Origin of the sequence: Chryseobacterium phosphatilyticum (assembly GCF_002899825.2) — a bacterium.
Lineage (GTDB): Bacteria > Bacteroidota > Bacteroidia > Flavobacteriales > Weeksellaceae > Chryseobacterium > Chryseobacterium phosphatilyticum.
This window is the reverse complement of record NZ_PPED02000002.1, coordinates 795,406-811,440: the sequence shown is the minus strand read 5'-3', so window position 1 is coordinate 811,440 and position 16,035 is coordinate 795,406. Positions and strand designations below refer to the sequence as shown.

The following is a 16,035-nucleotide window of genomic DNA, read 5'->3' as shown; positions in this document are numbered from 1 at the left end:
CCATTAAAATAGTTGCGAAACATAAAGTTCATTTTTGTATTCATCTAATTGAAGTAAAAAATGATCAACAACTATTTTTTAAAAGGGTCTGTCATTGCCGCATTCTTTTTTCAGAGCGGCCTTTTCGGACAGACACTTATCCACTACTGGAATTTTAATGACAATACTTCTGCAGCCTCTATGACTACACCTTCATCTACATTGGTGAATGGTTCATTATTGGCTATTGCCGGCGGTACCAGCGAGATAGATTTTGCAGGGGGTACCGGACAGAATTTTAATATCAGTAATTTCAATGCCAGAAATGGAGATCCTTCCGGAACCCATCTGAGGTTCAACAATCCTATTGGTGGGGCTTTACAATTCAACGTTCCCACAACGGGATATCATAATGTTCTTGTAAAATTTACCACAAGAAGATCCGGGCAAGGAGCAGGCACTCAATCATGGTCCTATTCTACAGACGGAACCACTTTTATTCCTTATCAAACCGTTAACCCGCAGGATGCGAACCCACAATTAATTACTTTTGACTTCTCTACTCTATCCGGAGTTTCCAATAATCCGAATTTTAAATTAAAAGTTGAATTCTCAGCTACAGGAGGGGGAACTGGAGGTAATAACCGTTTTGATAACTTTACAGTAGATGCGGCTTCTACAGGAACAACAGACACAACCCCACCAACGGTTACCTATCTACCTTCTAACAACACAAATAATGCATCAACAACTGTCAATCCAACTATTTCCTTCAATGAAAATGTAAGACTGACAGACAATTCCGCGATTAACGATTCTAATGCACAAAATCTTGTAGAACTCCGTCTTGGAAGCTCTACAGGTACACAAGTTCCCTTTACTACTGCTTTCAGCAACAATATCATCACCATTATCCCAACGTCCGGTTTGCTGCCCGGGCAAACCTATTATCTGGCACTTAAGCCTGATATGATTGAAGACTTTAGTGATAATAGTGTGACTGCCGTTACTTCCAGCACGTTTGCCACTGCCGGAACAACAATTTCTTTAGATAAAAATTTTATTAAAGTCAATGAAAATTCAGGAAATCTGGCATTCAAAATTAATATTGCCAATCCTTCTGCCGCAACTGTAAATCTGGTGGTAAAGCCGGCACCGTTTAGCACGGCAGACCAAAATGATTTTACTTTGACTCATCAAACCATCAATATCACTCCTTCCACAACCAGCTATACTGTCAATATTCCGATTATTGATGATACACTGGAAGAACAACAGGCTGAATATTTTGTGATAAGCCTTGAAAATCCTGTTGGGGCAACTATTTCAGGAGATAATTCATCAACAGTGTATATTGTAGATAATGACAAAGCAACTCCCGTTCCTTCCAACCAGATTCAATTGAATTATATCGGAAGCTTTGATCCTTCGGGAACCAATAACAGCTCCACTGAAATTGTAGTGCATGATCCTGCCACTCAGAGATTATTTACAATCAGTTCCATTACAGATGTTTTTGATATTATCGACTTCAGTAACCCTACCACACCATTGCTAGTTAAAACGGTGAATATGGCTCCCTATGGTGGAATTACAAGTATTGCAGTAAAAAATGGAATTATTGCCGCTGCATCTCCCAATACCAATCCACAACAAAATGGTTCTGTTGTATTTTTTGATATTAACGGTAATTTTCTAAAGCAAGTTACCGTGGGTGCTTTGCCGGATATGATTACCTTCACTCCGGACGGAACGAAAGTCGTTACAGCTAATGAAGGAGAACCTAATGATGCCTACACGGTTGATCCGGAAGGGACCATCAGTATCATCGATATTTCAGGAGGCATTGCCAATCTTGCTCAAACTCATGTGACAACCCTTAATTTCAATAATTTTGACTCTCAGGTAGACGCACTCACTGCCACGGGACTAAGAAAAGTAAGAACCAACAATACGCTTTCCCAGGATTTAGAACCTGAATATGTTACCATTAGTGCAGACAGCCAGAAAGCTTGGGTAACACTTCAGGAAAATAACGCAATAGCCGAGGTCGATCTTGCCACCAAAAGCATTACAGGAATCTGGGGATTGGGTAAAAAAGATATGAGTCTTCCAGGAAATGGTTTTGATGCTTCAGATAATAATGGGGAAGTATTAATTGCCAACTGGCCCGTAAAAGCCTATTATATCCCTGACGCTGTACAAAATTACAAAGTCGGAAATACCAATTATATTATAACAGCCAACGAAGGAGATGAAAAAGATCTTTCGGGATATAGTGAAAGAACAACAGTAGGTGCCAATACCTATACCTTGGATCCTGCTATTTTCCCTCAGTCAGCTGTATTAAAAGCACCTTATAATCTGGGAAGATTCAGAGTTTCATCAGCAACCGGAAATACAGACGGAGACGCGGAATTTGAAGAAATTGCAGCACTGGGAGCCCGTTCATTCTCTATATTTAATGCAGATACCAAACAAAGAGTTTACGACAGTGGAGACCAGTTTGAAAGATATATTGCAGCCAATTACCCTTTGATTTTCAATGCTGATAATGAATCTAATGCCATTAAAAACAGAAGCCGGGCAAAAGGTCCTGAACCGGAAGGTGTGGCATTGGGAACGATTGGTGGACAAACCTATGCTTTTATTACCCTGGAAAGAACAGGTGGAGTGATGGTTTATAATATTACAGATCCGAACAATCCTACTTTTGCAGATTACAAACATTCCCGTACTACCTCTGCGTATGGTGGTGATAATGGGCCGGAAGGAATTATCTATATTGCTCCGGGAAATACTACAACAGGAAAAGGGTATGTTATCGTAGCCAATGAGATCAGTGGTACTTTATCAATGTATGAAGTAGCTCCTTCCCCTACCCTAGGCGTTGGCGAGACAAAAACAGAGCAGGCAACATTCAATGTATTCCCAAATCCGGTAAACAAAGGAAACATTTTATATTTCAACAGAAAGCAGGATTACGAATTGTATGATATATCCGGTAAAATGATCGGAAAAGAGAAAAATGCACTGACCATCAGTACAACCCAGCTATCCACAGGAGTATATCTGGTAAAAACCTCAGAAGGACATTTGAAAAGAGTTATTGTAAAGTAAAATAATACGTTATTTTTAATCTTGAGCTTCGGAAATTCCGGAGCTTTTTTGGTCATCGAATCAGGATTAATTTTATGATGATTTAACTTTTAAATCGTCAATGAGAACTTATTTTATACTTATATTTACCTGCAACCAAAATCAAATTCAAATTCAATATGAAAACTATTAAAACAGCAGGAATCCTGACGATTCTCTTTTTGGGAACCGGTACCGCTTTTTCTCAATCCAGAAAAACAGAATCCATCAACGGTGTAGAAAAAACAGACAACAATAAAAAAATACAGGTAGAAGGGGTAGGCCATAAACTGAATTATACCCTTAACGGAGGTATTGTGGAAGTGGAAGGAGGTGATAATACGGTCGCCATCAAAGGAAGTGCTAAAAAAATATCTGTTTCGGGAACAGGCAATAAAGTATACATCGATAAAGTAGATAAAATAGTTATGGAGGGAGGTGATAATACCATATTCTATAAAACTTCAGGTACCAAAAGCGGAAAACCGGATACTTCACTTACAGGAGTAGGAAATAAAGTAGTAAAGCAATAAGTCTCAGTAGAAATTTAATATGATTACCACTTAAAAATATTCACTATCTCTTAAAGTGTAAACTTATTCCCAAATTCTATAACATCGTGATCAGGATTCAATTTAATTTTATCCCACGAAATGAAAAAAGTTTTTCACATACTATTTCTCCTTCTTTATATGGTCGTTTCTTCAGGATTTACGACCAGTAAGCATGTATATAAAGGAAACTCTAGTGAAATTCATGTCGGTCTGAAAAAGCTTTCTGATTTGGACTGCCCGAAATGCAGTGCCAATAAACAAAAAAATCACAATGGATGCTGGAAGCTGGAAGTTAAAAAAATTTGTAAAGAAGATAACCTGCCACATTCTTACAAAAGCGCTCCGGTTATATTTTTATCAGCATCCATTCCTTAGTATATTTATTTAAGAGAAAAAACAGTGGATAAAATTAATGCTTCTATTGTTAGAATCAGTGATGAAGGAGAAGTTGCTTATTTTGACAATGGAGACAACTAAATAAATTTTTGAGTCAAAATTCATAATTTATATTTCCTTTACGTTTTAGGGTAAGGTCCGGTAGCAATATGTTACCGGATTTTTTTTTCGATGGAATGATTGACAGCTTATTTATGAAGAACTTAAAGAAACCATTCATAGAAAGGACCAGCACTTTGATAAAAACTGAAGTTTTTTTTTTATTTAATTCACCTTTTGCAATCAACTCATTCAGCTTTTGAAGAAAGCAAGGCAATCACTATCAGATAGTATAAAATAAAGGATAATTATAAAAAATAAACGTTCTCTTTTCAAATAAAAAAAATAAATAATTCTAATAATTAACAAATAAAATAAAGCAATATACCTAACAGCATTACAATAATTTAACAAAAAAACAACCATTAATACAGTTTTTTATATTTAATTTTAATAAAACCTAAAAAAATGCAAAAGAAAATTTTCCTCCACCTTTGCATGTTCCTTTTAATTTTTTTTAAGGCCCAGCAAGGAGGGGTAGGGATTGGAAATACATCACCCAACCCTTCAGCGATTCTTGATGTAACTGCAACCAATAAAGGGCTACAGCTCCCGGTTGTCTCATTAACCTCTACCACTGATATTGCTACAATTTCAAATCCTAAAACCGGATTTGTCATCTATAATACAGCGATAGCCGGTTCTGGAATGACAAGTGTCAATAAAGGTTTATATGTTTTCAACGGAACTATCTGGGAAAAAATGTATACAAAAGCAAATATTGTAACAGAGGTTGAAAAAATACCTTTTATCACCCCTGTTTTTGCTGCCAGTAACATTGCTACATCCGCCAGTATAACAGCCGGAACAACGACGAGTCTTACCTTCAATACGCTTTTTAAAAATGTACCGACAGGAGTACAAGGTCCTGCAGGAGCATATACCGGTTATCAGATTCAGGAAAACGGAATGTACGTTATCACTTATACAGCAGATACGAGAAATACCGCCGGAGACGCAGGTGGTAGCTCTGCATTATTTGTACAAAAAAACGGAACGACAGTGTGTACCTATGCCATGGAGAGAGATTACCAGTTTGCAGGACTATCCAGTACCTGTACATTAAGCCTGGTGACCAGTGATATCATAACTTTCAGCGTTCAGTCGAATGGTGCAAATTATCAAATAGCCAATACCAATGTCTCCATTTCTAAAATATTAAACAATTAAATATGATGCTTATGAAAACTAATCTCTTCTGTATGGCTTTTTTTCTGTGTTCTGCACAATTATATTTTGCCCAGTTTGTCATAGGATCTGTTAATGTTTCACCAGGTGCTATTGTAAAATTGGATGCTAATAATAAAGCGCTCAAAATCCCCAATCTGGCGATTACCAATAAAACCAGTACCACCACTCCCATTACCGCACCGGCTTTAGGAGTAATGCTTTATAATACAGCAATGAATATTAATAATGATATCACTCCTTCCATCGCATATTGGGGTAGCGACAATCAATATCATTCTCAGGCAACCTCAACTGCTACTGAAAATATTATTTCTTCTACTAATATACCCATACTGATTTTCTCAGCAACCATAATACAAAAGCCTTACATGGTTTTAGGTACTGCAAGTGGAGGGGCTCCCGTACCCCTTACTTTAAGCCCTCAGGAGGTTCTTGTTGACAAATATTCCGGATGGAGTTTTGCGAACAATCAATATACGGTTCCCGCAACGGGAATATATCTGGTAGAATTTGTGTCTGTGATGTCAAACTCTGCCAATTCAGGAGGAACAAGTACCAACAGGTTATTGGATAACGGTTCTTATGTCGGCTTTATTTCAGGGAGGTTTGTTCTTAATAGAATGTATACAACGTTAATCAATACCAGAAATATTATAGCCAATCATCTTCTAAGCTTTCAATATTCTTATACCGCCGGTAATTACAGAATGGAATCAGGAACTGTTAACATCTATAAATATTAAAATATGGACTCAAAATATAAATTTACATACATCCTTTTGCTTGTTATTTCTTTGACAGCAAAATCCCAGGTTGGAATAGGAACTACAACTCCTGATCCGGGTACAATTTTAGATCTGGCAAGTCCTAATAAAGGATTATTAATTCCCAGAGTGCAATTATCCGGTATTAATGATACTTCCACTGTTCCGGTAACCTCATCTGCTACATCAAGTGATCAGGGAATGCTGGTCTACAATCTTCTGAATGCAGGAACCACTCCCAATAATGTACTTCGGGATACTTTTTATATATGGACCGGTACAGCATGGGAAGCTATTGGGGAAGTTACCGATACCCGAACTGAAATTAATAACCGAAATATTACAGAACTGGTATTTACCGGAAGCCCTACCGCATCGACTGCAGCTTATACTGCTTCCGCATATACCGCATGGACGACTCTGGATTTTGCGACAGAGCGTGTAGATATAGGCAATGTGCATAATGCAGGTACATTTACAATACCCACTACGGGATTGTATTCTTTTTCGGGAATTGTACAGTTGGGCATCTCAACCACTTCGGGAACTGCTAAAACCTTCGCTGCCCAAATTATCAATACGACCACCGGTACTGTATTGGCAACTTCCTATTTTGGTACAGGTGGCGGTGGTAACGGAGGAAGTATGCCTTTGTTCTGGATGGGAAATCTTACCGCAGGAACACAAGTTCAAATTCAATATAGGATGCGGGATACCGCCAATAGTAATCTGAGCGTGAATGTGACTTCTAATATTTCGTTGAGAAATCATTTTAATTAAAATAAAACAGACTGTTCTTTTGCAACAATTTGTTGATCGCATATTTTCATTATCTTAATAAGAAAAAAAGACAGGCCTTATAAAAAAGCCTGTCTTTTTAAAAATATCTCAGATATAATTTTATTCTACGTTCACTACCTTTTCAATTTCGGGAGCATGTTGTTTGATCGTATTTTCAACACCTAATTTTAAGGTTGAGAAATTCAAAGAACACCCCGAGCAGTTACCTAAAAGTTTTACAAAAACCTGATTATCTTTCACATCAATAAGCTCAATATCACCTCCGTCTTTATTCAAAAACGGTCTGATGCTTTCCAGAGCTTCCATTACTCTTGTTACAGTATCTTCGTGTGTTATGTTTGTTTCCATATTTTTTCAGTTCAATTCGGTTTTTTCAAATGTAATTTGAAATATTATTATTTTGCTTTTGGCGAACATCCGGCCATTGTTGAAATCTTTACGGCTTCAGTCGGAGGAAGGTTTTTATTTCTTTCAACTAAACTTTCAACCATCTTTCTTGCAGTTTCAGTATAGATTTCTGCAATCTTAGAATTCTCCTGAAGTGCTGCCGGCCTTCCTATATCTCCCGCTTCTCTGATGCTTTGGATCAAAGGAATTTCTCCCAGTACAGGAATCCCTAAATCTTCTGCCAAATATTGTGCTCCCTGATTTCCAAAGATATAATATTTATTGTCAGGAAGTTCTTCCGGTGTAAAATACGCCATATTTTCGATTAATCCAAGAACCGGAATATTAATACTTTCCATCTGGAACATCGCAATCCCTTTTCTTACGTCTGCCAATGCCACATGTTGAGGTGTACTTACAATCACAGCACCCGTTACAGGAACTTCCTGAATAATAGATAAGTGAATATCACCTGTTCCCGGAGGAAGGTCAATCAATAAGAAATCCAATTCACCCCATGCAGCATCTCTGATCATTTGGTTTAATGCTTTTGAAGCCATTGGCCCTCTCCATACCACTGCCTGATTTGATCCGGAGAAATATCCGATAGATAACATTTTTACTCCATAGTTCTCGATAGGCTTCATCAAATTCTTACCATTTACTTCTACAGAAATTGGCTTTTGGCCTTCTGTATCAAACATGGTAGGAACTGAGGGACCATAAATATCTGCATCCAATAATCCTACTTTAAAGCCCATTTTAGCCAACGTCACTGCCATATTTGCAGAAACAGTAGATTTCCCTACTCCTCCTTTACCGGAAGCAATAGCGATAATATTCTGAATTCCGGGAATTTGTTTTCCTTTAATCTGACTTTGCTGAATTTCACTAGGTTCCGGAGAAGCGATTTTAAGTTTTAAATGAATATCTTCTCCAAACTCACTGGCAAAAGCCTGTTTCATGGCAGCCTCAAGTTTTTTCTTTTCATGCATTGCAGGCGAATGAGCAGTCATGTCAATATAAACATCATTACCCATAATCTGAAGATTATTTACCAAATCGTCTACTTCTATTTCTTTAAGGAAATCCTGAACCTTTTCTTTCGTCAACATACTAAATATAAATTGTTCACAAATTTACGTATTTTTTTGATAATTTAGAATCAATAAAATCTATAACGTCAGGTGATAAATAAGATCACTAAAAATCTTATCTATGTATTTTTCACCTTAGCAAACATCAGGTAACCAAAACAAAACTTATGAAAGTCAATAGTTATCCGTCCAAACATGCTGTCCCAAAGGGAATCTTTAGTGTTGGTAAAACCAGATTCAAATGGTATGACCTTGCAGAAGATCCAACCAACGTCTCCACACAAGATATTAATCATGCTAGATTATGTATAGAGAATGCACAGGAAAAATTCCAGGATATCGAAGACTTAGGTTTTGTCATTATGCACCGATGTGGTGAGAATTATCTTCTTCTGGTTTGTACCTGGAGAAGTGAGAATGAATTATGGGAAAGTGTTTACTATAACGGTTCAGGAAAATTTGAGATCTGGGACAGAAACAAAAATCATCTTCCTACCTACTGCGTCTGGGAAATGGGAATCGTTTATCATGAATCACAGGCATGGAAGAGATTTCTGGGAACCACAAGGGAGGACAAGGATAAAAAGCAATATCTGAGTGACCTATTTGAAGGGGAAGTATAGCATTTTTAATAGATTCGCTCTTCCTAAACAGACTGAGGGTCTGAAAAGGTTAATTACTAATTTGGATTCCTACGGAATGACAATGTTTGTATGTATCATGTATTATGTGACGCCAACTTGTTTTTTCATTTCGTAGAAATCTGAGTATCATTTTAGTTTGATAAGATTAATCAATCATTATAACTTTCTTAAAAATGAATATTAGCCGTCGATTGTTCCAAAACTTCTAGTTTTAATTCGCTCTGTTTTTCTCATCAAACTTTACATTTCTATCGGCCCCTTTTACCTTTTTATTCCCAAAAGTATAAGTAGCAGATATGGTAAGTCTTCTTGCATCATAGTAATTGTTGAAAGAATGAGTTCCGGTTGTATAGAAAATTTGCCCTCTGCTTCTTGATTGTTTGAAAATATCCGATACCAATAGATTGACCTGAAGACTTTTTTCCATCAGACTTAGTTTAAGTCCGGCTGTTACATTTCCGGTATACTCCCAGTGTACCATTTCAAAATTTGATGGAAGACGGAACCAGTAATTGAGAATCAACTGAACTGTTTTATTTTTATTGAGAGAAAGATTGTTCTGAAGATCAAAATCATACCCGTTTCCTTTTCTTGAAGCAGCAGCTGTAGCATATACCTGTGTTTTCATATAAGAAAAATCTGCAGAATAATTGGCTTCCCAACGTTTAAAGAAGGTATCCGAATAATTGAGAGTAATTCCCATACTGTTCTGGTTAAAGAAATTTTCAAAAGTACTGATTCTGTTTTCACCTTCAAGATTTACAATCTGGCTGAACCCGTTAAGTGTTCTCTGAAAATAAGCTGAAGCCGAGAGCTTTCCTTTATACACATAGGAAAGTTCAAAATTATGATTGATTGATGGCTTAAGGAAAGGGTTTCCGGTAAAATAAGAATTGATATTGATATACCACCGATACGGATTGATCGCCCGGAACCCGGGTCTGTTGATCCGTTTTGAGTAGTTTAGATTAAAGGTATGATTCTCATTACTTTTATAAGAAATATAAGCTGTAGGAAAAAATTTCCCATAGGAATCTTCCGTTTGTTGTCCTGAAGTCAGAGAATTTCCGCTCACTATAGAATACTCATAGCGGAGTCCTGCTTTTGCCGACCACTTTTCATTAAAAGATCTTTCAAAACTGATATAAGCTGCATAGTTTTTCTCATTATATTTAAATTGATTGCTTTTTATCGGATCAGTTACATAATTTCCATCAATAAGGTTTTGGTAAGATATTTCGGAATTATTATCAAAGTTGGTGAATTTTACTCCTGTCTCTGTTTTAGCAAACGGATAAGGCAAGGTAAGGTCTGCCTGACCGGAGTATATTTTATAATCAACTGTTGACGGTGATTTTACAGTAGACTGCTCTCCAGAATTTCCAATGGTCATAAAATCAATGGCAGATTTTGGAATATTCGAAAAGTAGTTTCCCGTAATACTCAATTTATTTTCTTGTTTCCCAAACTTTACATCATAGTAAGCACTTATCGTTTGTTGGGTCGTTTTTCCTCTGTGCTCCGCATAAGTTGATAGCGTATTGGTATAATTCCCATTTTGAAAATAATCAGAGGTATTTGTAATATCCATATTGGAATGTCCGGATCCGTAGTCATAGATGAATCCCATATTAGATTTTGGATTCACCTGATAATCGAGACTGAAGTTGGCCCCCAATCCATCTCCAAAATCTCTTCTCTCATCTGAACTTTTGAGACCATCAGTGCCTTCTATTCTGTAATTTTCATAAGAATGTTTTTCGTTTTTATTTTGTCTCAGCTTCAGTGAAGAACGCAATTTTTCATTTTGGTAATTGATGGTGACACTGTTTGAGTTTCCTGTAAAGGTTTGTTGCTGAAGCGTTGTTGTAAGACTTCCACTCCACCCAAGGTTTTGATTTTTCTTCAAAACAATATTGATCAATCCGCTGTTTCCCTGTACTTCATATTTTGCGGGAGGGGTGGTAATCACTTCTATTTTTTCAATATTTTCGGATCGGAGACTTTTAAGATAAGTAACAAGCTCGCTCCCCGAGAGATTCAATATTCGTTCGTTAATCATAATGGCTACTCCGCTTTTCCCGGCAATTGAAACTCCGGAGTTATCATCTACTTTTACCAAAGGGGTCGTAGCCATAGCGTCCGCCCCGTCCATCCCCTGTGAAGCAACTGAATTAACCACATTAAAAACCAAACGGTCAGCTTTTCGTTCTATGAGTTTTTTTCTGGCAGTGAGTGTAACACCTTCGATTTGCTTTTCCTTCTTTTTATCAATGAAAAAGTCTTGTTTCAAATCTCCGTTTACCAAAATATCCATGTCGGATACCTCTTCACCATCCTGAATAAGTTTGATGTTATAATTTCCGTTTTCTACAAGTTTAAGAGAATAGTTCCCTTTTTCATCAGAAATAGCAGACAGCTTTTTCTGATTTTTTACTGCTACAACTTCAATATAGGAAGCAGTTTTTCCGTCATGTAATATCTTTCCTGTTATCGTTTGGGAAAATGCAAGCATCGGCAACAGCATCATCACAGCAGCTCCTGTTTTTTTCATTGATTCTAATAGTTTGTAATAAGACAAATCATCTCTCTGCTTTATTACATCTATCTTGTGGTTTTTCGATATATTCGTTGGTATAAAATTTAAATATGAAAAAAAATCTGGTTGCATTTTCTTTGTTTATTACTCAGATTATATGGGCTCAAAACTATTCACAATACGTCAATCCATTCATCGGAACCGGAGGTCACGGACATACTTTTCCGGGAGCTATAGTTCCGTTCGGGATGGTACAGTTATCTCCCGATACCAGAATTGACGGAAGCTGGGACGGATGTAGCGGTTATCATTATTCAGATTCTGTGATCTATGGTTTTTCGCATACTCACCTTAACGGAACCGGAGTTTCAGACTATGGAGATATTATGCTGATGCCCACGATGGGAACTCCAGGTCTTAGCAATAAGGATTATTCTTCAAAATTCTCACATAAAAATGAAAAGGCTACGGCAGGATATTATTCCGTCAAACTAGATAAAAACAATATCGACGTCCGGCTTACCACAACCAAAAGAGTAGGTTATCATGAATACACTTTCAATAATGCCGGAAATGCCAATATTATTTTAGACCTCAACCATAGAGATAAGCTTCTTGAAGGGGAAGTAAAAATAATTGATGATAAAACCATTGAAGTTTTCAGAAGAAGTGAAGCCTGGGCTACCAATCAATATATCTATGCAAGGATAGAATTTTCAAAACCGATGAAAATCTCTAAAAAAGAAGTCAATGGAAAGCAGGAAAGTACTCTTTTCACAGGAACAAAACTCGCTTTGGCTTTCTCAGCTGATGTTAAAAAGGGAGAAAAAATTCATGTTAAAGTTGCACTTTCCCCAACAGGATATGAAGGAGCAGGAAGAAACATACTTTCAGAAGGAAAATCAATACACTTTGAGGAGGTAAAAAAACAGGCAGAAACAGATTGGGATAAAGAGCTGTCAAAAATAGAAGTGAAGTCTGATGATAAAAATAAACTTACTATTTTCTACACGGCCATGTACCATGTTTTCACCCAACCCAATATCAATATGGATGTTGACGGAAGATACAGAGGAAGGGATAATAAGCTCTATACGGCAAAGGATTTCGATTATTATACTGTATTTTCCTTGTGGGATACTTTTAGAGGGGCCCATCCTTTGATGACGTTAATCGACAGAAAAAGAACTGCAGATTTCATCAATACCTTTATCAAACAATATGAACAGGGAGAAAAACTTCCGGTATGGGAACTGGCATCCAATGAGACGGAATGTATGATTGGCTACCATTCCGTTTCTGTAATTGCTGATGCAATGGCCAAAGGAATCAAAGGGTTTGATTATGAAAAAGCTTTTCAGGCTTCTAAAAGCTCTGCTATGCAGGATATTTTCGGTTTAAATGCCTACAAACAGAATAACTACATCAGCATGGATGATGAGTCTGAAAGTGTTTCCAAAACAGTAGAATACGCCTATGATGACTGGTGTATTGCACAAATGGCGAAGATTTTAGGTAAAAAAGAAGATTATGAATATTTCATGAAACGTTCTCAAAGCTGGAAAAATATTTACAATCCTAAAAATGGTTTCATGCAGCCAAGAAAAAATGGCAACTGGTATGAACCTTTTGATCCTAGAGAAGTCAATAACAATTATACTGAAGGAAATTCGTGGCATTACTCCTATTCTGTACAACAGGATATTCCGGGGCTTATTGCAGCTCACGGTGGAAAAGAAAAATTCGAACAGTTTATTGACGCTATTTTCACGGCACCGGATAAAACCACAGGAAGAGAACAAGCTGATATCACAGGATTAATGGGACAGTATGCTCAGGGAAACGAGCCAAGTCACCACATTGCTTACCTCTATAATTTTGTAGATAAACCTGAAAAGACAGATACAAAAATCAAATATATTCTGGATAATTTCTATAAAAATACACCGGACGGGCTGATCGGAAATGAAGACTGTGGTCAGATGAGTGCATGGTATATTTTAAGCTCTATGGGAATTTATTCTGTGACTCCCGGATTACCGGAATGGCAAACCACTACACCTTATTTTGATGAAATTAAAATTCATCTTGAAGACGGGTCTACCAGAACAATTACTAAAAATACAGCAAAGGCAGAACTTAAAAAATTAGGATTCGAAAAGGCAGAACCTGTGAAGGATTTAAAGTACGCTCAACTTATTCCATCTCCGGTGATCGCTGCAGACAGAATTTTTGATTTCTCTACTAAAGTTGAAATTACTCCGTTGAATCCCGGAGATAAAGTATATTATATGACCATCGATGAAAGTGATGCCAACAAAAGAAAAACATTCATCCCGTACAAAGGCATCTTTTCTATCACCAAAAGCACTCAGGTTGCCGCATATACCGAAAGAAAGGGGGAAAAAAGTTCGGTTACTATAGCCAACTTCAATCGAAGACCCAATTATTGGGATATTAATATCCTTTCAAAAGCTACTCCCCAATATACAGCCAACGGAAAAATTGCTCTTATCGACGGAATCAGAGGGGATATCAACTGGAGAAAAGGAGAATGGCAGGGATATCAGGGACAAAATTTTGAATCGGTTATAGACTTTAAGTCTCCTCAGCAAATCACCAATATATCTTCTACATATCTTCAGGATAGCAGAGCATGGATTTTAATGCCTAAAAAAGTGGAATATTATGCTTCTATGAACGGCAAAGATTTTATTCTCTTAAAAACGATTGACAACACCATTGATCCAAAAGATGAAAAAGTTCAGATTAAAGATTTTTCTGCAGATATTCTTCCTACCGAAGCCAGATATATTAAGGTAAAGGCTTACTATTTCGGAAAACTTCCGGAATGGCATCAGGGAGCCGGCGGTGATGCCTATATTTTTATTGATGAAATCTCTGCAAAGTAGCAGATGGGGAAGGAAGCCGGAAGTTTAGGAAAAATCATAAAAGTTGTCGAATTCACATGTTTTAATTAAAAAAGATGGAGATGATTTTTTACGAAATGACTTAAGAACAGATAATCTGGCCGCCTCTTCTCTTCCACTTTCCTATCATAAAAAAATAAAGCCCTTCGATTTTTTTGAAGGGCTTTATTTTGATCAAACTTCAGTAATCTCTGTTACTCCGTACAAATCAAAAACACCGGGATCAATTTTCAGATCAGGTCTGAAAATAATAATTCCTTTAACAAAATGTTTTTTGAGTGCGTTTCCGTTAGTAATCACAAAATCTGCATTTAAAGCAAATCCTTGCAGTTTTATTTCATGGGTTGCAGGATCAGATACATAAAAACATAGAGTCATATCTGTGTCCTGTCCGGAGTGAATAAACACATCATATTTCCCGTTTTCAGGATTGGGCATCAATTCTGTATATTTCAATGACCTTACCAGCTCTTGATTGCTATAATCATGAACCCCCTGGCTGTCAATGACGATCCGAGTTATTCTCTTTTCTCTTCTTTTTTGTATTTGCCTGTTCAGTAACCATACGAATAACCAAATAACTAATAGGGTCAATACAAGAATCAAAATTTTTACTTCTATGATAACCTTCGAACTCAATATAATTATGGACATTATGATCATCAACAACGGGGTCATCACAGCAAACCCTAAGAAAACAATCTTAATAGCTGATGTCCAGTTTTTGGAAATTTTGGAATGAATGCCTGGAAACTGATTTTTTTCTAATGCCATTTTGCTATTGAGTTTTAATGAGTTTTTTCTGACCAGTTTAATTGTTCCGGAAGCTCACTATCTGAAAATTCAATATGGATCACTCTTCTTTTCTTTCCATTGGTCGTTCTGTTTGAACCATGGAGTGTGAGTGGTTTCATCAGCATAATTCCACCTCTTTCCACCTTGCATATATTTTCTGTTTCTACGGTCCAGTCAATCGTTTCCGGTCTGTAAATTCCTTTTGTGTGAGATCCTGGAATGACTTTCAATGCTCCATTATTTTCATCCGTATCATCCAGATGAATCCTGATGGTATAGATATTCTCTAAAATAGTAAGCGGGGGTTGCACTGCAAACTGATTTTGTTTCGTCGTCCAGGGACCAAAACCCTGCAATTCTACCTTCTTATCCACAGAAATTGTCAGATCCTGATGATAAGCCACATACCAATTGGAAGTTTCAGGTTTATCAAAATAAATGCTTTTTACCACAACATATTTTTCTCCAAATACTTCCTTTATGACTCTTTGAATCATATCATTAAAGATAAGACTTTTAATCTCCGGGATTTCTTTTAAAAATTGTCTTATCGCAAAAAGATCTTCAGATTTCCTGAAATTCTCTTTTGAAGTATCTATACCTTCAAGAACATGGATTATTCTTTCAACTTCTTCATCTGAAAAAATTCCATTGATAACAGAAAAGCCATATTCAAGAATATGGCTTTTATATAATTCTAAGTTTTTAACACTCATAATTG

13 protein-coding genes are annotated in these 16,035 nt (G+C 36.8%); 8 read left to right on the top strand and 5 right to left on the bottom strand.

The genetic code is table 11. The annotated features are described in order from the left end of the window. Positions 1-60: 60 nt before the first annotated feature. From C1631_RS10805 to C1631_RS10775, 6 genes are all read left to right on the top strand, one after another. The gene (locus C1631_RS10805) at positions 61-3,099 is read left to right on the top strand and encodes a choice-of-anchor I family protein (RefSeq protein WP_109712081.1); all 3,039 of its coding nucleotides are present in this window, start codon (positions 61-63) and stop codon (positions 3,097-3,099) included. Positions 3,100-3,257: 158 nt separating this feature from the next. Continuing rightward, positions 3,258-3,650, top strand: coding sequence for a DUF3060 domain-containing protein (locus C1631_RS10800; protein ID WP_103248218.1), 393 nt, complete (start codon positions 3,258-3,260; stop codon positions 3,648-3,650). 120 nt (positions 3,651-3,770) lie between these two features. Further along, positions 3,771-4,046: an HYC_CC_PP family protein gene (locus C1631_RS10795; RefSeq protein WP_123966654.1), complete on the top strand. Its 276-nt coding sequence runs from the start codon at positions 3,771-3,773 to the stop codon at positions 4,044-4,046. Positions 4,047-4,574: 528 nt separating this feature from the next. Further along, on the top strand, positions 4,575-5,336 hold the full coding sequence (locus C1631_RS10785) for a phage tail-like protein (protein ID WP_123966652.1): 762 nt from the start codon (positions 4,575-4,577) through the stop codon (positions 5,334-5,336). Positions 5,337-5,347: 11 nt separating this feature from the next. Next, positions 5,348-6,100: a phage tail-like protein gene (locus C1631_RS10780; protein WP_123966650.1), complete on the top strand. Its 753-nt coding sequence runs from the start codon at positions 5,348-5,350 to the stop codon at positions 6,098-6,100. A gap of 3 nt (positions 6,101-6,103) precedes the next feature. Then, positions 6,104-6,901 (top strand): phage tail-like protein, encoded by a 798-nt coding sequence (locus tag C1631_RS10775; RefSeq protein WP_103248088.1) that lies wholly within the window; start codon positions 6,104-6,106, stop codon positions 6,899-6,901. A gap of 120 nt (positions 6,902-7,021) precedes the next feature. Here the strand turns inward: C1631_RS10775 and C1631_RS10770 are convergent, their stop codons facing one another. Together C1631_RS10770 and C1631_RS10765 are read right to left on the bottom strand one after the other, a co-directional pair. Next, positions 7,022-7,270: a NifU family protein gene (locus tag C1631_RS10770; protein ID WP_045500144.1), complete on the bottom strand. Its 249-nt coding sequence runs from the start codon at positions 7,268-7,270 to the stop codon at positions 7,022-7,024. A gap of 47 nt (positions 7,271-7,317) precedes the next feature. Continuing rightward, positions 7,318-8,424: an Mrp/NBP35 family ATP-binding protein gene (locus C1631_RS10765; protein WP_103248086.1), complete on the bottom strand. Its 1,107-nt coding sequence runs from the start codon at positions 8,422-8,424 to the stop codon at positions 7,318-7,320. A 149-nt stretch (positions 8,425-8,573) separates the two neighbouring features. Here C1631_RS10765 and C1631_RS10760 point away from each other — a divergent pair, with 149 nt between their 5' ends. Next, positions 8,574-9,029: a hypothetical protein gene (locus C1631_RS10760; RefSeq protein WP_103248085.1), complete on the top strand. Its 456-nt coding sequence runs from the start codon at positions 8,574-8,576 to the stop codon at positions 9,027-9,029. Positions 9,030-9,261: 232 nt separating this feature from the next. Here the strand turns inward: C1631_RS10760 and C1631_RS10755 are convergent, their stop codons facing one another. Next, complete coding sequence (locus tag C1631_RS10755; protein ID WP_165828272.1) at positions 9,262-11,604, bottom strand: outer membrane beta-barrel family protein; 2,343 nt, start codon at positions 11,602-11,604, stop codon at positions 9,262-9,264. Positions 11,605-11,699: 95 nt separating this feature from the next. Here C1631_RS10755 and C1631_RS10750 point away from each other — a divergent pair, with 95 nt between their 5' ends. Further along, positions 11,700-14,501: a GH92 family glycosyl hydrolase gene (locus C1631_RS10750; RefSeq protein WP_109712073.1), complete on the top strand. Its 2,802-nt coding sequence runs from the start codon at positions 11,700-11,702 to the stop codon at positions 14,499-14,501. Positions 14,502-14,693: 192 nt separating this feature from the next. Here C1631_RS10750 and C1631_RS10745 read toward each other — a convergent pair whose 3' ends face one another. Together C1631_RS10745 and C1631_RS10740 are read right to left on the bottom strand one after the other, a co-directional pair. Continuing rightward, positions 14,694-15,293: a hypothetical protein gene (locus C1631_RS10745; protein ID WP_109712071.1), complete on the bottom strand. Its 600-nt coding sequence runs from the start codon at positions 15,291-15,293 to the stop codon at positions 14,694-14,696. Positions 15,294-15,307: 14 nt separating this feature from the next. Next, on the bottom strand, positions 15,308-16,030 hold the full coding sequence (locus tag C1631_RS10740) for a phytanoyl-CoA dioxygenase family protein (protein ID WP_103248233.1): 723 nt from the start codon (positions 16,028-16,030) through the stop codon (positions 15,308-15,310). Positions 16,031-16,035: the final 5 nt, after the last annotated feature.

Bases quoted from the DNA above. Each gene is read 5' to 3' on its own strand.
- C1631_RS10805 (WP_109712081.1), top strand. From the start codon at position 61: ATGATCAACAACTATTTTTTAAAAGGGTCTGTCATTGCCGCATTCTTT.
- C1631_RS10800 (WP_103248218.1), top strand. From the start codon at position 3,258: ATGAAAACTATTAAAACAGCAGGAATCCTGACGATTCTCTTTTTGGGA.
- C1631_RS10795 (WP_123966654.1), top strand. From the start codon at position 3,771: ATGAAAAAAGTTTTTCACATACTATTTCTCCTTCTTTATATGGTCGTT.
- C1631_RS10785 (WP_123966652.1), top strand. From the start codon at position 4,575: ATGCAAAAGAAAATTTTCCTCCACCTTTGCATGTTCCTTTTAATTTTT.
- C1631_RS10780 (WP_123966650.1), top strand. From the start codon at position 5,348: ATGAAAACTAATCTCTTCTGTATGGCTTTTTTTCTGTGTTCTGCACAA.
- C1631_RS10775 (WP_103248088.1), top strand. From the start codon at position 6,104: ATGGACTCAAAATATAAATTTACATACATCCTTTTGCTTGTTATTTCT.
- C1631_RS10770 (WP_045500144.1), bottom strand. From the start codon at position 7,270: ATGGAAACAAACATAACACACGAAGATACTGTAACAAGAGTAATGGAA.
- C1631_RS10765 (WP_103248086.1), bottom strand. From the start codon at position 8,424: ATGTTGACGAAAGAAAAGGTTCAGGATTTCCTTAAAGAAATAGAAGTA.
- C1631_RS10760 (WP_103248085.1), top strand. From the start codon at position 8,574: ATGAAAGTCAATAGTTATCCGTCCAAACATGCTGTCCCAAAGGGAATC.
- C1631_RS10755 (WP_165828272.1), bottom strand. From the start codon at position 11,604: ATGAAAAAAACAGGAGCTGCTGTGATGATGCTGTTGCCGATGCTTGCA.
- C1631_RS10750 (WP_109712073.1), top strand. From the start codon at position 11,700: ATGAAAAAAAATCTGGTTGCATTTTCTTTGTTTATTACTCAGATTATA.
- C1631_RS10745 (WP_109712071.1), bottom strand. From the start codon at position 15,293: ATGGCATTAGAAAAAAATCAGTTTCCAGGCATTCATTCCAAAATTTCC.
- C1631_RS10740 (WP_103248233.1), bottom strand. From the start codon at position 16,030: ATGAGTGTTAAAAACTTAGAATTATATAAAAGCCATATTCTTGAATAT.